Here is a 20,690-nt window from a genome sequence, read left to right as displayed (position 1 = left end):
ATGGGCGGAATGTGCCGTCACCATGAGGAAACGGCCATTATTGTGCTCATGGCACAGACGTCGCTCCTCCATGTCCTCGAGCACGGCGAGCAGTTCGGCATGGTCTGCCGCGCGGGCGACCCGGCGGGCGTCTCGCTGAGCGGAGTGGAGATGCTGGCGCTCGAGGACGTGGGGCAGGCGCTGCCCGGGCACCTGGTGATCGTGCTGCACGGCGCGGAGCAGCCGCGGGCGTACCAGATCGACATCGTCATCCGGCGGGCGATCGCGGCCGAGGTCGCCGCGCTGCTCTTCGTCGGCGAGCTGGCGCTGGCCGAGACCTCGCGCTCGCTGGCCGACCGCGGGGCGCTGCCGGTGCTGACCGCGAGCGCGCCGCCCTCCGACCTGGCCGTCTCGATCGACCGGCTGCTGCGCGGCGGGGCGGCCGAGGCGCTCGGCCGGGCGGAGCTCGCGATCGCCGCCGCCCGGGCCGCCTGCGACGGCGACCCGCTCGACGCGCGCTCGGCCGTGCTCGACGCGGCGACGGCGGCGCTCGGGATCGAGCTGCGGATGATCGAGGACCCGGCCGTCACCTGGAGCGACCCCGACGCGGTCTGCATCGGCGAGGTCGCGGTCGGGCGGCTGGTCGCCGAGCAGCCGGAGACCGCGGCGGTGATCGCGCTGCCGGTGATCGCCGCGCTGCTGTCGCGGGCGCTGCAGCGCGAGTCGCAGGTGCGCTTCGGCCCGGCGCGCTCCCGGGCCGACCTCGTGGTCGAGCTGCTGCTGGCCGAGTCCTCGCGCATCGACGCGCTCGCGGTCGACGCCGCGCGGGCCGGGCTGCCGGTCGCCTCCGCGCACGCCGCCGCCTGGATCACCCCGCGCCACCGCGACGACGCCGAGCGCCGGCTCCCCGCCGCGCTGGTCGCGGCGATCGAGCTGAACGCCTTCCAGCTGACCGACGGCCGCGACGAGGCCTGGCACCTCGCGGTCTTCCACGACGACCTAGTGGTGGTGGCCTCGGAGGAGTCCGGAGCGCCGGACCACCAGCGGCGGGTGCGCGACGTGGCCGAGCGGTTGATCGCCTACGGTGCGGCTCTTGCGGGGGAGGGCTGGACGTTCACGGTCGGGCTCGGCACTCCGCAGTCGGGCGCCTCGGGGCTCCGGCAGTCGGCGACGGAGGCGCGGATCACCGCCGGCTCGGCCGTCGCCGCGGGGCGCCTCGGCGCGGTCGAGGTCACCGACGTCACGGGTCTGCGCCGGGTGCTGCTCGACTTCTACGCGTCGCCGCTCAGCCGTGCGCTGCTCGACGACGTGCTCGCGCCGCTGGACGCCCTCGGCGCCGAGCGCTCCGCCATCTCGGTCCGCACCCTGCTGGCGTACCTCAGCAACCGCAACTCCCTTGCCCGGGCCGGCGAGGTGCTGCTGCTGCACCCGAACGCCGTGAACTACCGCGTGCGCCGCATCGAGCAGGCGCTGGCCCTGGACCTCGAGGACCCGGACACCCGCTTCGCCCTGGAGCTGGCCTGCCGCCTGCGCGTGATGGCGACGACGCGCTGACGCGCCGGCGAGGGAAAGGACGCGGCTGCGCCGCGTCATGCTGGTCGAGCAGCCCCGCAGGGGCGTATCGAGACCCGCCGTCATCAGCACGGCGGGTCTGCAGACTCCTGTTCTGACACTGGTGGATCTCGATTCGCCCGCTCCGCGGGCTACTCGATCAGCATTGGCTTCGCCATACTGATAAGGTGATCTTTCGGAGGAGCGGCGGCCCCCCGTCATGCCTCCAGCGAATTCCCCCAGTGCGCCTCTCCGGGCGCGAACCGTGACGCGCCGGGGGTCCTTCTCTTCTCGCAGGATCATCTCGGCGAGCGCTGCTGCGTGCTGCGCCGCGTCGATTGGACGCGGAGCAGGGGCTGCGAGAGCACCGGAGCCCGATCCGGGTCCACTCGCGCAGGAGGCGCACCGCGAGTGGACGCGGAACGGGGTGCGGCCGGGCATCGGAGCCCACCCGCGTCCACCCGTGCGGATCCGGGGCCCTGTCAACACCTCGAAGTCTGAAGGGTTGTTCAGATAGCGTCGTCGACGAGCGGATCCGGAGTCGGCCGTCGTCGCATCCCCCCGCGGCCCCATGAGAGGGCGCCCGCCCACGGACGCCGACCCAGGGCCGTGGCGACGAGGGCACCGTTCGCCCGCCGCAGGAGAGCCCCCACTCCCTCGCGACCGGTCGGACGCACGTCGCCGGGCCCCGCCGCTCCCCGCCCCCGACTGCGCGCCGAAGGATCTCGATGACGACTCTGCTGGACCCCCGACCCCCCGAAGACCGACGCATCGCCGGCGAACGGCCGTGACCGTGACCGGCCTCGACGACACCCGCACTCCGCCTCTCGAGAACGCGCGCGAGCTGGTCCTCCACGCCTGCCGCGTCGGGGACGCCGAACTGCAGTCCCACATCGACGACCTCTGGGCCGCCAAGGCCGACCCCGAGAGGACGCGCGGACTGCTCACCCGCTACCGGCGCGAGGTCGAGGACGCCCGCACCCTCCTCACCGCAGCCGCCGACCCGCAGTGGTGGCGGTCCGCGACCGCCGAGCGGATCGAGGAGAGCTGCCGGGCCGCGAGGATCTGGGCCGAGGGCGACCCGGTCTGCGCCGACCTCGAGCGGGCGTTCGCGGCGCAGCTCCGGAGCGTCCTCGGGATCGACCTCGCGCAGATCCCGCGCCATGACCGGAGCCGCTGACCGGCGGAGCATCGGCGGCGGGCGCGTGCTTTCGGATGATGGCGACGAGGCGACAACGCAACAGCCTCGTCCGGGGACCCGTCGGTATAATTCTCGGTATGAATGACGGACCATACCCGGATAGCGACCGGGTCCTCGCCGACCTCGGCGATCGCTTCGTCACAGCGTTCGTCGAAGCGGTCGACGGGGCTCGGGACGACTACACCGCCCTCAAGCAGTGGCAGCCGAGCTGGGTGCCGAGCTTCACGGCTCGTTTCACCGCGAACTTCCTGCACGAGCGGATCTGGGATCGGCTCGTCCGGGCCACGGCCGACTTCGAGGAGATCGAGATCCACGACCGCGAGCCGGTGCGAGAGCTCCGCAGTGGTGCGACGTACCTCCTCCGGATCAAGCGCCACCACCCGGGGGACCGGATCTCCGCCGATCCGACGGAGGCGTCGAGCGCGTTCTGGTCGAGCGCGTCGGTGACTCTTCCCGGCCTCGAGACCTTCAGCCTGGCGCTCGGCTACTACTGGGACGCCGACCTCCGGGCGCTCGGAGACGCTGTCCTGTCTTTCAGGGACGGCGCGGACAATCCGATCTGGGCCGTCCGATTGCAGCGGGACGCCGGCAGCGCCACCGGATTCACGTGGCAGCCGGTCGCGCCCGATCTCCCGGAGCTCGATCTCAGCGGCGTCGTCCGCGAGGCCGACGAGGAGACCGGCTCGTGAGCCGCGCCGTGGGCGACGTGCTCCTCGTCCTCCGACGTGCGGCGGCTCTCACCCAGGAGGAGCTGTCGGAGCGCGTCGGCATCACGCAGGCCGCTCTCTCCCGCTACGAGAACGACCTGCGGGACCCCGACGACGAGACGATCGACCGGTTCGGCGAGGCGCTCGGCGTGACGCCAGAGTTCCTGCGGCACGAGTTTCGGATGCACGGCGCGATCGCGGCGGACGCCCACATGCGGCGGCAGAAGACCACGAAGCCCTCGGAGTGGAAGCGCGTCGAGGCGCGGCTGAACGCGCTGCGAATGCACTCCTCGTACCTTCTCGACCGGGTGCCGCTCCGCCCGCAGAATCACGTCGTCCAGATCGACCCCGACGAGCATCCCCCCGCCGAGGCGGCCGCGATGCTCCGGGCGGTTTGGCGGATGCCGATCGGGCCGGTGCGCGATCTGACGCGGTGGGTCGAGTCCGCCGGCGTCATCGTGGTCGAGGAGGACTTCGGCACCCACCGGGTCGACGGGATGTCGCAGTGGGCGGGAGACCACGCGGTGATCCTCCTCAACTCCGGTCTGCCGACCGACCGCAAGCGGCTGACCCTCGCCCACGAGCTGGGGCACCTGGTGCTGCACGGTCGTTACCTCGACGCCGATACGGAGGGGCAGGCGAACGCCTTCGCGGAGGAGTTGCTGATGCCGGCGCACATCATCGGGCCGGAGCTGTCGTCGCTCACCCTCGGCAAGCTGTCCGACCTCAAGGCGGAGTGGGGCGTCTCGATGCAGGCGATCCTCGAGCGCGCCCACCGGATGGGGAAGGTGACGTCCGAGGAGCGCCGGCGCTTGCACCGGCAGCTCGGCGCGCGCGACTGGCGGATCCGAGAGCCCGGCAGTGATCTGCTCGCCCCGGAGTCGCCGGCGCTCGCCGCGTCCGTCGGCCGGCGCCTCGAGGACTCCGGGCTGGCACGCGACGAAGTGCACCGCCTGATCGGCTCCCGCGTGGGCGCGCCGACCGCGTTCGACGCGCCGCGCCGGGTGCTGCGCGCGCTCTGACGACATCGGTTGCATCAGCGGGCCTCGTCCGTCGTGACCGCGGGTAGCCTGCGAGCGGATTCCTCCAGTGCGCCTCTCCGGGCTCGAACCGTGACGCGCCGGAGGTCCTTCTCCTCCCGTCGCGGGGACCCGGTCGCTCGTTCACGGGAGGCCGTCGTAGCTCGGATCGGGCCTCCGCTGGCGACCGACACCGCGACAGTGGCGCCGAGTCCTCGGCGTTGCAGATCGCCGGGGCCTAGCGGCGCGACGGGGAGGGCGACGGGAGTGCCGGACGAGGGGCGTCCTCTGGCGGATCGACGGCGGCTCCGACGGGCATCGCAGGATGCGGTGCTGTCGAACCGGGCGTGCGCGAGAGTCGAGGACGATCCGCGCGGGCGATCAGCGCGGCGGCGAGCAGGAACGCTCCGGTGACCAGCACGGCGAGGGTCGCTCCGAGTGTCGGCCGGCCGGCCGGGGTCTCGGTGTCGCCGAGGCCGTAGTAGAGCATCAGCGCGATCGCCATGCCGATCGCCGAGCCGACGCGCTGCGCGAACTGGATCATCGAGCCCGCGACGCTCGAGCGGTAGTCCGGGACGTCGATGAGGACGCGGGCCTGGTTGGCAGGTGCGGCCACAGCCGCTCCGAAGGTGTTGACCATCAGCACCGCGCAGACCGCGAGGGGCAATGCGGCGGTGGGAGCGAGACCGAACGCGATCGCGACGAGGGTGAGGCCGAGCGAGCCGAGACCTGCGCCGCGCACGATCGCGCGGTAGCCCGCGTCGAAAGGGAGCCGCGCGGCGATCCAGGAGCCGGCCAGTGCGGCAAGGGCGGCGGGCAGCATCCAGAGCGCCGTCTCGAGCGGCGTCAGACCTGCGAGCTGCTGCAGGCCGATGGTGATGATCAGCGTCCCGGCCGTGCCCGCGGCGTGCAGGAGCCCCGAGACGACGACACCGGGCGCCAGGTGCGCGGAGCGGAACAGGCGGGGATCGACGAGCGCCTGCCGCCCGGACGCCGCGCGCCGGCGGATGTGCAGCACGAAGAGAGTGGCGAGGCCGACGCCGATCGCGACGAAGCCGACCGTCCACAGCGAGAGCGGGCTGTCAGCGGAGACGGCGCTCAGGGGCGCGATCGTCAGGACGACCGCCGGTACGAGCAGGGCGACGCCGACTCCGTCGAATCCGGAGCGCCGCTCTCCGCCGGGATCGCGGACCAGGATCACCGCGAGGGGGAGCACGACCGCGCCGACGACGACGTTGATCCAGAAGAGAGCCCGCCAGGACTCGGCGGTGCCGACGAGCTGCATCACGACGCCGGCGAGCACCGGGCCGAAGAGCGAGGTCGCCGAGAGGATCGCCGCGAGGGTCGCGAGCGGCCGGGTGCGCTCCTCGGCGGGGAACAGTCGCTGGATGAGGCCGAGTACCTGCGGCATCAGGATGCCGGCGCCGGCTCCCTGGGCGATGCGGCCGGCGACGAGCCAGCTGATGTCGGGGGCCAGTGCACAGACGACACTCGCGCCGACGAAGGCGAGCCCGCCGACGAGGAAGACGGCGGATCGCGGCAGGACGTCGCCGATCCGGCCGGCGGGAAGAAGGAACGCCGCGTAGGCGATCGTGTAGCCGACGAGCATGATCTGGATCGTGCTGCCCGATCCCCCGGTCGACTCCTGGATGGCGGGGAGCGCGACACCGACCTTCGACACGTCGAGGATCGTCAGGGCGGCGGTCGCGGCGAGGACGCCGAAGGTGGCCCAGCGGCGGCGGGGCGCCAGCGAGATCTGCGCGGGATGTGACACTCGTCCTCCGACCGAAATGAAGCTGTAACACCAGTACTGTAGACCACTATTGGAGTACAAAGACAGAGTATCCCCGAGGAGGACAGATGAGCACACGAACGGCCGTCGTCATGGTCGACATGCAGAACATGTACCTGGAGCAGGACCGGCGCGACCTCTACGGCTGGCCGCCGATCTGGGAGTTCGACCGGGTGGTCGGCGAGTGCGCTGCGCTCCTCGCCGAGGCCCGGGCTCAGGGGATCCCCGTGATCTACACGCGGCAGGTCAGTCGGCCCGATGGCGCGGACATGACCCCCAGCATGCGGAGGCTGCTCGCCACGCTGCCCGACGCCTCGGCGGCGGTGGACACGCGGCCGGAGGGCTGGGCGTCCGAGATCCTCGATGCCGTCGCGCCGCAGGACGGCGACATCGTCATCGAGAAGCTGCGCTGGGACGCGTTCTTCGGGACCGAGCTCGACAACATCCTGCGCAACCTCGGCGCGCAGCGGCTCGTGGTCGCCGGGCTGCAGACCAACGTCTGCGTCGAGACCACCTCGCGGACGGCGCTGATGAAGAACTACGACGTCGCCGTGCCGGAGGACGCTGTCTCGACAGACGGCCGCGCCTTGCACGTCAACGGCCTCGACGCGCTGCGCGTGCTCTACGCGGAGGTCGCGCCGTGGCGGGAGCTGCTCGCTTCGGACGCGCCGTGGGAGCGGCACCTCACGACGCCGCACTACGGGCGCCCGGAGGACGTCCCGGTCGACCAGCCCGTCGCGGGCTAGGGCGCGCCGAGTCGGAGGGCTCGGCGGCCGGGAGTCGCCCAGGTGCGTCGAGCCCTCGCCGGCGGAGTCAGACCTTGTCGGTCGGCACGTGCGCCGGCCAGTGGCGCTCGAGGAGGTCCGGGACCGGCTCATCCGTGCCGAGGACGTCGCGCAGCCCGTCGAGCCAGGCGAGCGTCAGCTCGGTCTGTGCCAGCCACAGGCTGTAGAGCGCCCGCCGGTTCCGCCAGACCCGGGTGTCCTCCCGGACGCCATCCCACGTCTCGAGCAGGTGGGACAGGCTGAGCTGGCGCTTGCGCTGGTGGGAGACCTCCGCGTCGATCAGGTAGCCAGCCGTGGTGTCGTCGAGCACCCACAGGGTGACGAGCCGGAGCATCGCGTCGTCGCGGATGCTGTGGTCCGGCTCGTCGTGAATCAGCCAGCGGCGCAGCTCGGCCAGCCCGGCCTCGGTGATCGCGTAGCTCGTGCGGCCCCGCTCGGTGCGCTCGCTGATCTCGATCAGACCCTTGCCTTCGAGCTTGGTGAGCTCGGAGTAGACCTGCGAGGGACTCGCGTGCCACGCGCGGTCCGCGTCGTCGTTGAAGCTGGTGTTCAGCTCGTATCCGGTGCGGGGCACGCCGCGGGAGAGCGCCGCGAGGATCGCGTGTCGTAGAGCCATGAGGCCTCCTTAGAGAGGGCTGGTCGTCAGCGACCATCGATCCAGGTTAATCCGATATCGGACTACGGATTCTGAGTAGCGGGCTGCGATCGCGACCGCCGGATGCCCTTGCGGAACAGGTCATCGTCGTTACCGGTCGGAAACACCTCCGAAACAGTAGTCTGGATAGCATTCCAATTATGGAGTACAAAACCCGACATGGCAGGTTGGTGCGGTTCATCGGCGCCCGCCTCCTGCTCACGGCGATCACGGCGCTCTTCGTCGCCGCCGTCGTCTTCTTCGCGGTCCGCGCGATCCCGGGCGACCCCGCTCTGACAATCCTCGGGACGGACAGCAGCCCGGAGGAGCGGCAGGAGCTGCGCGCCGTCATGGGTCTGGACCAGCCGGTCCCCGTGCAGTTCCTCCTCTGGCTCGGGCAGCTGGTCCGTGGCGAGCTCGGCTACTCCTACAGCCAGGGCCGCCCCGTCGAGGACATCCTCGGACCCGCGCTCGGGACGACGCTGCTGCTGGGCGGAGTCGCGAGCCTCCTCGCGGTCGTGATCGCCCTGGTGATGGGCAACCTGGCGACCTCGTCGTCGCGCATCGTCCGGCGGGTCGTCGACGGCGTCGAGGCGTTCTTCTTGTCCGCCCCGCAGTACACCGTCGCGCTCCTCCTGCTGCTCTTCCTCGCCGTGCTCGCCCCCGTCTTCCCCGCCGGCGGACTCAGCACCCGCGGAGACGGCGGCCCCGTCGACGTCCTCCTCCACCTCGCTCTGCCGGCGACCGCGCTGGCTCTCGCCCCAGGAGCCCAGATGGCCCGATCCCTGAAGACCTCGCTGTCCACCCTGCAAGCGACCGACCTCCTGCCGTCGCTGCGGGCCCGCGGGCTCTCGCCGACGCGGATCGCCGTGCATGCGCACCACAACGCGCTCCCGCCGATGATCACGGTGCTGGGAATCCAGGTCGGCTCGATGCTCGGCGGCGCGCTGTTCGTCGAGAACATCTTCAGCCTCCCCGGTATCGGCGTGCTCGTCGTCCAGTCGGTCGGGCTGCGCGACTACACGCTTGTCCAGTCGATCTCGCTCGTCGTCGCGATCGTCTTCGTGCTCGTCCTCCTGGTCGCCGACGTGGTGAACGCCTTGATCGACCCGCGCATCCGGGTGGCCCGCGCATGACCGCCACGCGCGACACCGGTGCGCCGGGCGTCCCCGTGGCCGCCGCCGCACCCGTCCGCTTCCGGCACCGCTCGCTGCTGCACCGCCTGCCGCTGCGCTCGCAGATCGCCCTCGGGGTCCTCGCTCTCCTCGCCGTGATCGTGGTGGCCGCGCCGCTCCTGCCGTTCGCGGACCCGCTCTCGGGCTCACTCTCGGACCGACTGCTGCCGTTCTTCTCGGACGGCCATGTCCTCGGCACCGACTCGCAGGGTCGCGACCTGCTCAGCCGCCTCGTCTACGGCACACGCACCTCACTGCTGGCGGGCGTGCTGCCGATCCTGATCGCCACGCTGATCGGGCTGGCGATCGGCACGCTGGCAGGTCTCGGCGGCAAGGTCGTCAACACGGTGCTGATGCGCGGCGTCGACATCCTGTTCGCGTTCCCCGGCGTGCTGCTCTCGCTCCTGCTGGCGATCACGCTCGGGATCGGGCTCGGAACGCTGGTTCTCGCCCTGACCCTGGTCTGGATCGCGCCGGTGGCCCGGATCGCCGAGACCGAGGTCTCGCGGATCCGGGACCTCGACTTCGTCCTCTCCGCCCGTGCCAGCGGCGCCGGCCCCGCGGCGATCCTGCTCCGGCAGATCGTGCCGGTCGTGCTCCCCGCGGTGCTGGCCTATTCGACCTCGCTCGTCGGCGCGAACATCGCGATCGCCGGCGGGCTCGGCTTCCTCGGACTCGGCGTTCCCTCGCCGACGCCGGAGCTCGGCTCGATCCTGCAGGAGATGCAGGCGGCCATCTACACCGACCCGGCGCTCGCGGTGGCGCCCGTCGTCGTGATCCTGGCGCTCTCGATGCTCTTCCCGCTCGTCGGGGACGGGCTGCGCGACGCCCTCAGCGGACGGAGGACCGACTCGTGACCATCGGCAGCGCAATGGCGATCGGCGGGAGCCTTCCTTCGACCGTGCCCCTCGTTCTCGACGCGACCGGTGTCTCGGTCTCCTTCCCCGCCGCGCGCGGCCGGGCGACGGTCGTCGACTCCATCGGGCTGGGTCTCGAGCGCTCGCAGGTCACTGTTCTGCTCGGCGAGTCGGGCAGCGGCAAGACCGTCTTCGCCCGGACGATCACCGGCATGGCCCCGCGGTCTGCTCGCGTGAGCGGGTCGGCGCTCTTCGACGGAGTGGACCTGCTGCACGCGTCGCGGTCTTCGCTGCGCGCGCTGCACGGCGACCGCATCGGCGTCGTGCCGCAGGACCCGAACAGCTCCCTCGACCCGATGCGGCGCATCGGCGGGCAGATCACCGAGACTCTGCTTCAACATCGCGCGGTCTCCGACGCGGCGGCGGCCCGGCTCCGGGCCGTCGAGCTGCTGGAGCTCGTCAGCATCACCGACCCCGAGCGCGTGCTGCGCGCCTACCCGCACGAGGTCTCCGGCGGGATGCGCCAGCGGATCGCCATCGCCATCGCGATCTGCTGCGACCCCGAGCTGATCGTCGCCGACGAGCCGTCGAGCGCGCTGGACGCGTCGGTCGGCGTCGGCGTCGTCCGCCTGCTCGACGGCCTGCGCACCCGGCTGGGGACCGCGATTCTCTTCATCACGCACGACGTGGGGATCGCGGCGCTCATCGCCTCGCAGCCCGAGGATCGCGTCGCCGTGATGCTCGGCGGCCGGATCGTCGAGCTCGGCTTCGCAGCGCAAGTGCTCGGCGCGCCGGCCCACGCCTACACGCAGGCTCTGCTGGCGGCCGAGCCGTCGACCGGGGTGGCGCGCGGGGGCCTCGCCGTCGTGCCGGACGAGATCCGCCACCGCCGCGACTGGGGACCCCTCGTCGACATCGCCCCCGGCCACGCGGTGGCCGCATCGAACGGAGGAGCACTGTGAGCGTTCTCGCTGCAGACGGCATCGTGAAGCGCTTCGGGGCCTTCACCGCTCTGGACGGCGTCTCATTCCGGCTCGAGAAGGGGCGGACGCTCGGCGTCGTCGGCGAGTCCGGCAGCGGCAAGTCCACCCTCGGCCGCATCGTGATGAGGCTGATGGCGCCGGACGCCGGTACCGTGCACCTCGGATCCAGCGACCTTCTCGGCCTGGACCGCCGGGCACTGCGCGCGGCGCGGCGCCGCATCCAGCTGGTGCCGCAGGACCCCCGGCACGCGCTCAACCCGAGCATGACCGTGCGGCAGACGCTCGCGTTCCAGATGGCGGCGCACGGCCTGCCCCGGAGCACCTGGGCCGGCCGGTCGGCGGATCTGCTCGCGCGGGTCTCCCTTCCCGCCGACTACCTGCACGCCTACCCGCACGAGCTCTCCGGCGGGCAGGCGCAGCGGATCGCGATCGCGCGGGCCATCGTCGGCGAACCGGAGGTGCTCGTCGCCGACGAGGCGGTCAGCGCCCTGGACAAGTCCGTGCAGGCGCAGGTGCTCAACACCTTCGCCCAGCTGCAGGCCGAGCTCGGCGTCGCGCTCTTCTTCATCAGCCACGACCTGGCCGTCGTCGAGCACATGAGCGACGACATCCTCGTGCTGAACCGGGGGCGCACGGTCGAGGCTGGCCCCACCCGCGACGTGCTCGCCGACCCGCGCGACCCCTACACGCGGGAGCTGCTCGCCGCGCGTCACCCCGTCCGCCTCCCCTGACCCCGACCCCACCCCGACCACCACAACTGAGGAGTCCCATGGACCGCACCACTCGGACCCGACGCCGCCCGCTCGCGCTCGTCGCCCTGCTCGCCGCGTCCGCACTCGCTCTCGCCGGCTGCTCCGGCTCGGACGCGAGCGCGAACGACGAGCAGGAGCTGATCGTCGCCTCGCAGATGGCGGCCTTCCCCAGTCTGGACACCGGCGCCATCACCACGGCCGGCTACGAGGGCCAACGCCTGATCGGCAACCTCGTCTACGAGGGGCTGACCAAGCGCGACGTCTCCGACCCCGATGCCCCCGCCGGCGTCGCCCCGGCGCTCGCCGCCTCCTGGGACATCTCGGAGGACGGACTCACCTACACCTTCGCGCTGCAGGACGGGGTGACCTTCCACGACGGCACCGACTGGAACGCCGACGCGCTGATCGCGAACATCGACCGCTACACCGACGAGTCCGACCCGAACTACGACCCCGTCCTGATCACGTACTACACCGTGCTGAACTTCGTCGACTCGGTCGAGAAGGTCGACGACATGAGCGTCGCCTTCACGCTGAACCAGCCGTTCGCGTTCTTCCTCGCCGACCTCTACAACGTCTACTTCGCGAGCCCCTCGAGTCTCGAGGAGTCGGGCGCGGCCGGTCAGGCGAAGAACCCGGTCGGCACGGGTCCGTTCGTCTTCGACTCGCTCGCCGAGAACCAGTCGATCTCTTTCGTCCGCAATGACGACTACTGGGGTGAGGTCCCGAAGCTCGACCGGCTCACGGTCGAGCTCATCCCCGACCCCGCCGCACGCACCGCCGCCCTGCGCTCGGGACGCGTCGACTGGATCGAAGCTGCGCAGCCCGACGACTTCGCGAGTCTCGAGTCCGACGGCTACGTGACCACCGGCAACGCCTTCGACTGGGAGTGGTCGTGGCAACTCTTCCCGGAGGAGGAGCCGTTCGATGACATCCGTGTCCGTCAGGCGATGAACTACGCGATCGACCGCGAGTCGATCGCCGAGGACCTGCTGCATGGCACGGCGTCGCCCGCGTATCAGATGTTCGCGCCCGCCAGCCTCTACTACGACGAGGCCGACGACCTCTACTCGTACGACCCGGAGAAGGCGAAGTCGCTGCTGGCCGAGGCCGGCTATCCCGACGGCGTCGATGTGACGGTCGGCTACATCACCTCCGGCTCCGGATCGATGCAGGCGAAGGCGATGAACGAGGCGCTGCAGGCGCAGCTCGCCGAGGTCGGCATCGGCGTGACGCTCGAGCCGGTCGACTTCGCAGGGATGTACGGACAGCTCGGCGAGGGCGACACCGGCTGGCAGGCCGCCAACCAGGCGTTCAGCCTCGAGCAGCCCTCCAGCTGGAACGGCTTCTGGTTCGGCTGCGACGGCAACTTCTTCGGCTACTGCAACCCGGACGCCGATGCTCTGTACCAGCAGGCGCTCGGGACGACGGACGACGCCGAGCGCGCGGCGCTGCTCACCCAGGTCGGGCACCTCGTGACCGAGGACGCCGCGTGGCTGTTCGTGGTCAACGACACCGCTCCCCGCGCGATGTCGGCGCGGGTGCAGGGCTTCGAGCAGCCCAAGAGCTGGTGGATCGAGTTCAACGACATCTCGATGGCCGACTGACATCGCCGATGCGGGGCGGGAGGGGGCTTCGGCGTCCTCCCGCCCCGCTTCTCCGTGTTCACGCGCAACCGCGTCGTACGAGACGAGGTGCTCGCGCCGCTGCCAGTGCGTGCACAACTGAGGCTGGAAGGCGCGATCGGTCGAGAAATCGTGCTTCACGGGGCTTCCAGCCTCAGTTGTGCACGCGCGCACGCGGACACCGTCAGCGCAGGACCGCCGATACCGCCTCCGCCAGCCGGATCGCTGCGCGCTCGAGCTCCCGGGAGCGCGCGGTGACGTCGTCGGTCATCCCGACGAGGCAGGCCGCCGCGACGACGGCGCCGCTCGCGTCGCGGATCGGGGCCGAGATCGAGACCATTCCGGCGTCGTCGTAGGCCTGCATCGAGAGGACGCCGTCGCGGCGGACGGTCTGCATCCGGCGGAGGAACCGGGCCAGGTCCCGCGGGGTGTGCCGGGCCGGGAAAAGCTGCGTCAGCTCATCCGGCTCGAGGTCCATCAGCATCGTGGGGCCGCCGTCCGAGCCGACGATCGGGTGGGCGCGGCCGAGCCAGGGGATCATCGCGAGGCCGTCGCCGGCCAGGCTCCGGTCCAGCACAGCGAGCTCCTCGACCAGGGTGAGACTGCGCATCCCCGCGAGCACGGTCACGAACGCGCAGGCGCGCAGACTCCGCGCCGCCTCGGCGACCAGCGGCCCGCCGCGCGACACGATCAGCGGAGCGGCCGCCGCCCGGAACCAGCCGTGCACGACCCAGGCGATCCGGAGCTCCCCGTCACCGCCGCGCTCGACCACACCCGCCGTGACGCACGCCTCGAGCAGCCGGCCGGTGCGGTCGCGGCGGAGGCCCGCCGCCCGCGCGGCGCCGGCGGCGGTGTCCGGCCCGTCGGCGAGGTGCTGCAGGAGCGGCAGCACGGCGTGGAGGGCGGAGCCGCCGGCGGAAGGGGTGATGGAGACCGGCGCGTCGTCGCCGTCCGCCGTGTCGTGCCGCGCATGAGCCTCCCGCGACCCGCCCAGCCCCGCCTCGATGCTCCGCCGCGCGACGGTCAGCGCTCGCCGGATCCGCGGCCCGTTCTCGCGCAGCCGGACCGCCGGCAGCCGCACCGCCAGCACCGCGGCGCACTCGCCGCCGGGCGTCAGCAGCGGCGTCGCGATCTCCACAGGCAGCCCCTCGGTCGTCTCCACGACCGTGTCGTCGCCGAGGGCCAGCGGATCCGCCGCGCGCGCGATCGCGCTCCCCGCGTCGTCGATCCGCTCGCCGACCGCGGCGGGGGAGTGCAGCGTCCACGACGAGAGCACGCTGCCGATCACCCGCATCGCCCCGGGCGCCCCGGCCGCCAGCACGACGGTCTCGCCGGTCTGCTGCGCGGCGAGCGTGAGAGCGAAGCGGAGCGACCGAGCGACCGGCGCCGCGGCCCGCCCCGAGAGCCGCACGGCGACCGCGCCCAGGCGGTAGCTGCCGTAGTCGCCGCCGCGCTCGATCAGCCCCGTCCGCTCCAGCTCCGCGCACAGCCGCGACACCGAGCTGAGCGGCGCGCCGAGCTCGGCGGCGAGAGCGCCGACCCCGAGCGGCGCCGTCGGATCCGGCCGCTCGCCGAGCAGCCGCACCACCCGCAGGCCCGTCGCCACGCGTCCGCTCACGAGCCGCCCCTCTGCAGAACCGTCAATCCCGTGGCGCCCGAATCGCCGCCAGCACGCACTGTAACAGCGCCGGAACCCGCCGTTCCTACAGTGATCGCACTCGCCCGGCGGCGATCACGACGGCCCGCCGAGCGCGACGGCGGCGCGCCGTCACCTGCTCCACGAACGCTTCCCACAGCCCTAGGAGTCCCATGAACCCGACCGTCCCCCGCCCCGCGAGTCGCACGGCGCTCCGCTCCACGCCGCACCCCGCCCGCCGGGCCGCCGTCGTCACGGCGGTGCTCGCCTCCGCGGCCCTCCTCGCCGGCTGCTCGGCCGACGCCGCCGCCACGACCGACGCGGAGCCGAGCGCCCTCTTCGAGCAGAGCATCGCCGACCTGGTGCCCGAGGACATCGCGGCCGCCGGCGAGATCCGCATCGCGAGCGGCCCCGGCTATCCGCCGCTGCTCGACCTCGCGGACGACGGCACGACGCTCTCGGGCTCGCAGCCCGAGGAGATGCGCCTGATCGGCGAGGTGCTCGGCCTCGACGTCGTCTTCGAGGACATCAAGTTCGACGCGCTCTTCCCCTCGCTGGCCTCGAACAAGATCGACGCCGCAGCGGCCGCCTTAGGCGTCACCGCCGAGCGGCTCGAGACCGTCGACTTCGTCAGCGACTTCCTCGGCGGCACCACGCTGCTGGTCGAGGGCGGCAACCCGCTCGACCTCACGATCGACACGCTCTGCGGCCAGTCCGTCGGCGTGCTCAAGGGCTCGACCGAGAACGACATCACGCTGCCGAAATGGGACGCCGTCTGCACCGAGGCGGGCGAGCCGGCGATCGAGATCTCGACCTTCCCGACCGCGGCCGACGCCGTGCTCGCCCTGAGCTCCGGCCGCGTCGACGCGACGGTCAGCGCCGTCCCGCCGGCCGTCTTCCAGGCCGAGCAGTCCGACGGCGCGCTCGAGGCGCTCGACGTCAACTTCGAGCCGAGCCCCTGGGGCATCGCCTTCCCGGACGGCTCCGAGCTGGCCCCCGCCTTCCAGGCCGCCCTCGAGCACCTGATGACGACGGGCGACTACGAGGAGAACCTCGAGCGCTTCGGCGTCGAGGTCGGAGCGGTCGAGCAGGCCGAGCTCTACACCGACCCGGCCCAGATCAGCGGATGACCGCCGTGGAGCAGCGCGCGACGACCACCGCGCCGCCCGAGACCGTGGTCCCCGTCCGGCACTGGGGCCGGCGGGCGGCGACCGTCGTGATCCTCGTGCTGGCGGCGCTGCTCGCCCACTCGGTCGCGACCAATCCCAACTTCGAGTGGGGCAGCGTCTTCGGCTACTTCCTCGACGGGCGTATCCTCCGCGGACTCGGCACCACGCTCCTGCTCACCGTGATCGCGATGCTCGTCGGCATCGTCATCGGCGTCCTGATGGCCGTCGGCCGGCAGTCGCAGACGCTCGTGGTCGCCACGGCCGCGGGCGCGTTCGTCGCCTTCTTCCGCGGCACGCCGCTCCTGGTGCAGCTGATCTTCTGGTTCAACCTCGCCGCGCTCTACCCCGAGCTCAGCCTGGGCGTCCCGTTCGGCCCCACCTTCGCCAGCGCCGACACCAACGTGCTGATCAGCCCGTTCCTCGCCGCGATCCTGGGCCTCGGGCTCAACGAGGGCGCCTACATGTCCGAGATCGTCCGCGCGGGCCTGCTCTCGGTCGACCCCGGCCAGGTCGACGCCGCCGAGGCGCTCGGGCTGCGCAAGGCCCAGGTCTTCCGCCGGATCGTCCTGCCGCAGGCGATGCGGGTGATCATCCCGCCGACCGGCAACCAGACGATCTCGATGCTGAAGACGACGTCTCTGGTGAGCGTGATCGCGATCCCGGACATCCTCTTCGCCGCCCAGACCATCTACTCCCGCAACTTCGAGGTGATCCCGCTGCTCATCACCGTCAGCCTCTGGTACCTGCTCGTCACCACGGTCCTCAGCGCGGGTCAGCGGATGATCGAGCGGCGCTTCTCCCGCGGCGACCGGATCGTCCAGGGCCCGACCCCGTTCGGGGCGCTGCTCGCGAGCGCGAGGCCGCGGCCCGCCGCCCGAGGGGAGGGAGCGCTGTGACCGCGCCCATGGTCCAGGCGACCGGAGTGCACAAGCAGTACGGCGGCAACCTCGTCATCCGCGGCATCGACCTGACCGTCGCGCCGGGCGACGTGACCTGCCTGCTCGGCCCGTCCGGCTCGGGCAAGAGCACCTTCCTCCGCTGCATCAACCACCTCGAGAAGATCGACGCGGGCACGATCAGCGTCGCCGGCGAGCTGGTCGGCTACCGCCGCCACAACGGCCGTCTGCACGAGCTGCGCGACGCCGAGATCGCGACGCGGCGCAGTGAGATCGGCATGGTCTTCCAGCAGTTCAACCTCTTCCCGCACCTCACCGTGCTGGAGAACCTGATCGAGGCGCCCGTCCTGGTCCGCCGCGAGAAGGTGTCGGACGCCACGGCCCGCGCCCGCGTGCTGCTCGACCGGGTCGGCCTCGGCGCCAAGGCGGACGCGTACCCGCGCTCGCTCTCCGGCGGTCAGCAGCAGCGGGTCGCCATCGCCCGGGCCCTCGCGATGCGACCCCGCCTGATGCTCTTCGACGAGCCGACCTCCGCGCTCGACCCCGAGCTGGTCGGCGAGGTGCTCGACGTGATGCGCGACCTCGCCGCCGAGGGCATGACGATGATCGTCGTCACCCACGAGATCGGCTTCGCCCGCGAGGTCGCCGACACGGTGACCTTCATGGACGGCGGCGTCGTCGTCGAGTCGGGGCCGCCCGAGCGGATCCTCGCCGACCCGCAGCACGAGCGCACCCGCGCGTTCCTGTCCAAGGTCCTCTGACCCTGTCACCCGGGCCGTCGATCCCGGCGGCCCTCACCGATCCACGGAAGCGAAGCATCAGCATGGAGAAGTTCGACGTCGCCGTCGTCGGAATGGGCGCTCTCGGCAGCGCCGCCGCCTACCACCTGGCCCGCCGCGGCGCCCGGGTCGTCGCGTTCGAGCAGTTCGAGCTCGGCCACGTGCGCGGCGCCTCGCACGACACCTCGCGCATCCTGCGCACTTCCTACGGCGCCCCCGAGTACGTCCGGCTCGCGCAGTCGGCGTACCTCGACTGGGCCGACCTCGAGGCGGAGTCGGGCGAGTCGCTCGTCACGATCACCGGCGGGCTGGTCTTCTTCCCGGCCGGCAGCCCCTACTCCGCCGAGGCGTTCCGGTCGAGCCTCACCGAGAGCGGAGTCCCGTTCGAGCTGCTCACGCCGGCCGAGGTCACTTCGCGCTGGCCGCAGTTCTCGCTGCCCGAGGGCACGCAGACCGTCTACACGGCCGACTCCGGCATCGTGCACGCCGCCCGCACGGTCGCCGTGCTGCAGCTGCGGGCCCGGCAGCACGGCGCCGTGATCCGCGACCGCACGCCGGTCGAGGCGCTGCTCCCCGGCGGGGACGGGGTCGTCCTGCGCACCGCGGGCGGCGACGTGCTCGCGGGCAAGGTGATCCTCGCCGCGGACGCCTGGACGAACGAGCTGCTCGCGCCGCTCGGCGCCGAGATCCCGCTCGTCACGATGCAGGAGCAGGTCAGCTACTTCGCGCCGGCCGAGCCGAGCACCTTCGATCGCGAGCGCTTCCCGGTCTGGATCTGGGAGGACGAGCACTGCTTCTACGGCTTCCCGACCTACGGCGAGCCGACGATCAAGGCGGCGCGCGACGTCTCCGACAACCTGATGGCGCCGCGCGAGCGCACCTTCGTCCCCTCGGCCGAGCTGCTGGAGGAGCTGACCGGCTTCGTCGGCGCCGTGGTGCCCACCGCAGGCGAGGTGCTGCGCACCGTCACCTGCCAGTACGCGCTGACGCCGGACCGCCGCTTCGTCCTCGGCCCGCTCGACGAGCACCCCGACATCCTGGTCGGACTCGGCGCAGGGCACGCCTTCAAGTTCACGCCGACCATCGGCCGCGTGCTCGCCGAGCTCGCCCTCGACGGCGCGACGACCGAGGACGTGTCGGCCTTCGGAGTGACCCCGCCGGTCGCGGCGCCCCTTCTGGGCTGAGGGCGCGGGAGGAGGAGCGTCCCCCTCCCGCGCGCCGTCACGCGACCTCGCGCTCCTCCTCCACCGCCGGCTCGAGCTCGACGACCTCGTGCGACTGCCGCACGACGGGCGCCGCCGCGGTCACGGCGGGTGCGCCGAGCCGCGTGGGGGCGGCGGCCGGCCAGCCGATCGCCTCGGAGGCGCCCCGCAGGTTGCGGAGCCACCACGCCCAGTCCTCGGGGACGAGGCTGAACGGGTCCTCGTAGCCGAGGGCGCGGGCCGCGTAGACCGGCCAGTGCGCGTTGGCCAGCGCGGGGCGGCCGAGGTAGACCAGATCGAGCAGGTCCTCCTCGATCACCCGGTTGGCGATCTCGGGCTGCCCGAGGTTCCAGCTGGCGGCGACCGGGATGCCCACCTCCTCGCGGATCCGGGTGGCCGTGCCGACCATGCCGCCCAGCTTGCCGATCGGGATGTCGCCCTGCATGGCGTCGGTGTTGAAGCCGATGCTCACGTCGGCGAGGTCGAGTCCGTGCTCCTTCATCCAGCCGATCGCCGTGATCGACTCGTCGACGGTCGCGCCGCCCGGGTGCAGGTCGTCGACGCCGAGCCGCATCGTCAGGGGGATGCGCTCGGGGAGCACCGCGCGCACCGCGTCGAGGGCCTCGAGGTGGAACCGGGTGCGGTTCTCGAGGCTGCCGCCGTAGGCGTCCGTGCGCTGGTTGGCGAGCGGCGAGAAGAACTCGCTGCCGAGGTAGCCGTGCGCGAAGTGCATCTCGACCCACTCGTAGCCGGCCTCGACGGCGCGCGCGGCGGTGTCGGCGTAGTCCTGCATCAGCTGCGCGATCTCGTCGACGGTCAGCGCGCGCGGCACGTAGGGCATGTCGCCGCCGTAGGCGATCGCGGAGGGCGCGCGGGTCTGCCAGCCGGCCTCGTGCTCGGGCGGGAGCATGGAGCCGCCCTCCCACGGGGTGACGAGGCTGCCCTTGCGGCCGGTGTGGCCGAGCTGGATCGCGGCGACGCCGCCCATCGACGTGATCATGTCGACCACGCGCTTGTGGCCCTCGATCTGGTCGTCGTCGTAGAGGCCGGCGCAGTGCACTGTGGTGCGTCCGTCGGGCGTGATCGCGATCTGCTCGGGGAAGACGAGGCCGAACCCGCCGGCCGCACGGGCACCGAGATACATCAGGTGGAAGTCGTCCAGCTTGCCGTCGGTCGAGCGGTACATCGTCATCGGCGACATCGCGATGCGGTTGCGGAGGGTCACGCCCTTGAGCGTGTACGGGGAGAAGAGGTCGGGCATCGTGATCCATTCCGGGGGGAGGGGGTGAAGTGGAGCGAGTGGCCTCAGTGCATCACCGGCGCAGACTCCGGCCGATTTCGCGGCCGTTGCCGGTCCGTAACGTTCTGCTCACGGGGCGGCAGGGGGAGTGAGAGGTCGCGCTGCGGCGCCCGCGCCCGCCATCCTGGAAGCACGTGCGCGGTCCGCCGCCGCGACCGAGGAGGGGGACCCGTGCAGATCCAGAGATCCGGCGAGGATGCGCGCCACCGCCCGCTCTACGGCGGCTCGGGCGTGCTCGATCTGGAGTACTACTTCCGCGCCACGACCGCACTGCCGAGCTCGGTGATGCGCTTCCACCTCGAGCCGGGCACCTCCGAGGGCGAGCACGTGCACCTCGCGGGCGACGCCGGCAGCTGCTCGCCCGAGAGCTCCGACGAGCTCTACGTGGTCGTGCTCGGCGAGGTCGTGATGACCGTCGACGGCGAGAGCGCCGTGCTGCGCGCGGGCGACGCCCTCTACGCCCCGGCCGGCAGCCACCACGGAGTCGCCAACGAGTCGGACGCCCCCGCCGAGCTGATCCTCGTCTTCGGCCCACCGACCCCGCGCTGACCCACGCGAGGAGCAGACGCGCTGGAGTCGTTTCCTCCCTGCTGGTCGAGCAGCCGTGCCAGCGGCGTATCGAGACCCCGCCGCCCAGGCGCAGAGGCG

At 72.1% G+C, this 20,690-nt stretch carries 19 protein-coding genes; 15 read left to right on the top strand and 4 right to left on the bottom strand.

Features of this window, described 5'->3' with window-relative positions; genetic code table 11:
* Window positions 1–48: 48 nt before the first annotated feature.
* The 4 genes from MT353_RS08925 to MT353_RS21935 all read left to right on the top strand — a co-directional run bounded on the left by MT353_RS08925 (window position 49) and on the right by MT353_RS21935 (window position 4,460).
* Complete coding sequence (locus MT353_RS08925) at window positions 49–1,533, top strand: CdaR family transcriptional regulator (RefSeq protein WP_243624194.1); 1,485 nt, start codon at window positions 49–51, stop codon at window positions 1,531–1,533.
* 790 nt (window positions 1,534–2,323) lie between these two features.
* Window positions 2,324–2,710 (top strand): hypothetical protein, encoded by a 387-nt coding sequence (locus tag MT353_RS08920; RefSeq protein ID WP_243624193.1) that lies wholly within the window; start codon window positions 2,324–2,326, stop codon window positions 2,708–2,710.
* A gap of 98 nt (window positions 2,711–2,808) precedes the next feature.
* The gene (locus MT353_RS08915) at window positions 2,809–3,420 is read left to right on the top strand and encodes a hypothetical protein (RefSeq protein ID WP_243624192.1); all 612 of its coding nucleotides are present in this window, start codon (window positions 2,809–2,811) and stop codon (window positions 3,418–3,420) included.
* Window positions 3,417–4,460 carry an ImmA/IrrE family metallo-endopeptidase gene (locus tag MT353_RS21935; protein ID WP_243624191.1) on the top strand — a complete coding sequence of 348 codons (1,044 nt, stop codon included), beginning with the start codon at window positions 3,417–3,419 and terminating at the stop codon, window positions 4,458–4,460. The genes MT353_RS08915 and MT353_RS21935 overlap by 4 nt, the downstream gene beginning before the upstream one ends.
* 235 nt (window positions 4,461–4,695) lie before the next feature.
* On the opposite strand, the gene MT353_RS08905 is transcribed toward MT353_RS21935, so the two are convergent.
* Entirely contained in the window at window positions 4,696–6,231 is a 1,536-nt protein-coding gene (locus tag MT353_RS08905) for an MFS transporter (RefSeq protein ID WP_243624190.1), read from the bottom strand.
* A gap of 86 nt (window positions 6,232–6,317) precedes the next feature.
* Here MT353_RS08905 and MT353_RS08900 point away from each other — a divergent pair, with 86 nt between their 5' ends.
* Window positions 6,318–6,995, top strand: a complete 678-nt coding sequence (locus MT353_RS08900; RefSeq protein ID WP_243624189.1) for a cysteine hydrolase family protein — start codon at window positions 6,318–6,320, stop codon at window positions 6,993–6,995.
* A gap of 67 nt (window positions 6,996–7,062) precedes the next feature.
* Here MT353_RS08900 and MT353_RS08895 read toward each other — a convergent pair whose 3' ends face one another.
* Window positions 7,063–7,650: a PadR family transcriptional regulator gene (locus MT353_RS08895; RefSeq protein WP_243624188.1), complete on the bottom strand. Its 588-nt coding sequence runs from the start codon at window positions 7,648–7,650 to the stop codon at window positions 7,063–7,065.
* A gap of 179 nt (window positions 7,651–7,829) precedes the next feature.
* Between MT353_RS08895 and MT353_RS08890 the strand changes: the two genes are divergently transcribed.
* The 5 genes from MT353_RS08890 to MT353_RS08870 are packed head-to-tail and all read left to right on the top strand — an operon-like array spanning window position 7,830 to window position 13,042.
* Window positions 7,830–8,804, top strand: coding sequence for an ABC transporter permease (locus tag MT353_RS08890; protein WP_243624187.1), 975 nt, complete (start codon window positions 7,830–7,832; stop codon window positions 8,802–8,804).
* Window positions 8,801–9,700, top strand: coding sequence for an ABC transporter permease (locus MT353_RS08885; RefSeq protein ID WP_243624186.1), 900 nt, complete (start codon window positions 8,801–8,803; stop codon window positions 9,698–9,700). Before MT353_RS08890 ends, MT353_RS08885 begins: the two co-directional genes overlap by 4 nt.
* A complete protein-coding gene (locus MT353_RS08880; protein WP_243624185.1) occupies window positions 9,697–10,662 on the top strand; it encodes an ABC transporter ATP-binding protein in 966 nt (321 codons plus the stop codon). Before MT353_RS08885 ends, MT353_RS08880 begins: the two co-directional genes overlap by 4 nt.
* Window positions 10,659–11,414, top strand: coding sequence for an ABC transporter ATP-binding protein (locus MT353_RS08875; protein WP_243624184.1), 756 nt, complete (start codon window positions 10,659–10,661; stop codon window positions 11,412–11,414). Before MT353_RS08880 ends, MT353_RS08875 begins: the two co-directional genes overlap by 4 nt.
* A gap of 38 nt (window positions 11,415–11,452) precedes the next feature.
* On the top strand, window positions 11,453–13,042 hold the full coding sequence (locus tag MT353_RS08870; RefSeq protein ID WP_243624183.1) for an ABC transporter substrate-binding protein: 1,590 nt from the start codon (window positions 11,453–11,455) through the stop codon (window positions 13,040–13,042).
* Window positions 13,043–13,244: 202 nt separating this feature from the next.
* On the opposite strand, the gene MT353_RS08865 is transcribed toward MT353_RS08870, so the two are convergent.
* Window positions 13,245–14,678 (bottom strand): helix-turn-helix domain-containing protein, encoded by a 1,434-nt coding sequence (locus MT353_RS08865; RefSeq protein ID WP_243624182.1) that lies wholly within the window; start codon window positions 14,676–14,678, stop codon window positions 13,245–13,247.
* Window positions 14,679–14,869: 191 nt separating this feature from the next.
* Between MT353_RS08865 and MT353_RS08860 the strand changes: the two genes are divergently transcribed.
* The 4 genes from MT353_RS08860 to solA all read left to right on the top strand — a co-directional run bounded on the left by MT353_RS08860 (window position 14,870) and on the right by solA (window position 18,724).
* Complete coding sequence (locus MT353_RS08860; protein ID WP_243624181.1) at window positions 14,870–15,826, top strand: ABC transporter substrate-binding protein; 957 nt, start codon at window positions 14,870–14,872, stop codon at window positions 15,824–15,826.
* Entirely contained in the window at window positions 15,823–16,761 is a 939-nt protein-coding gene (locus MT353_RS08855) for an amino acid ABC transporter permease (RefSeq protein WP_243588050.1), read from the top strand. The genes MT353_RS08860 and MT353_RS08855 overlap by 4 nt, the downstream gene beginning before the upstream one ends.
* Entirely contained in the window at window positions 16,758–17,522 is a 765-nt protein-coding gene (locus tag MT353_RS08850; protein WP_308197514.1) for an amino acid ABC transporter ATP-binding protein, read from the top strand. The genes MT353_RS08855 and MT353_RS08850 overlap by 4 nt, the downstream gene beginning before the upstream one ends.
* 62 nt (window positions 17,523–17,584) lie before the next feature.
* A complete protein-coding gene (solA, locus tag MT353_RS08845; RefSeq protein ID WP_243624180.1) occupies window positions 17,585–18,724 on the top strand; it encodes an N-methyl-L-tryptophan oxidase in 1,140 nt (379 codons plus the stop codon).
* A 37-nt stretch (window positions 18,725–18,761) separates the two neighbouring features.
* Here the strand turns inward: solA and MT353_RS08840 are convergent, their stop codons facing one another.
* A complete protein-coding gene (locus tag MT353_RS08840) occupies window positions 18,762–20,003 on the bottom strand; it encodes an NADH:flavin oxidoreductase/NADH oxidase (protein ID WP_127887754.1) in 1,242 nt (413 codons plus the stop codon).
* 210 nt (window positions 20,004–20,213) lie between these two features.
* On the opposite strand from MT353_RS08840, the gene MT353_RS08835 reads away from it, so the two are divergent.
* A complete protein-coding gene (locus MT353_RS08835) occupies window positions 20,214–20,591 on the top strand; it encodes a cupin domain-containing protein (RefSeq protein WP_243624179.1) in 378 nt (125 codons plus the stop codon).
* Window positions 20,592–20,690 lie beyond the last annotated feature (99 nt).

This window comes from Rathayibacter sp. VKM Ac-2927 (assembly GCF_022815525.1).
In the GTDB taxonomy this organism is placed as follows: domain Bacteria; phylum Actinomycetota; class Actinomycetes; order Actinomycetales; family Microbacteriaceae; genus Rathayibacter; species Rathayibacter festucae.
The sequence above is the reverse complement of the archived record's forward strand: the minus strand, read 5'-3'. Positions and strand labels throughout refer to the sequence as shown.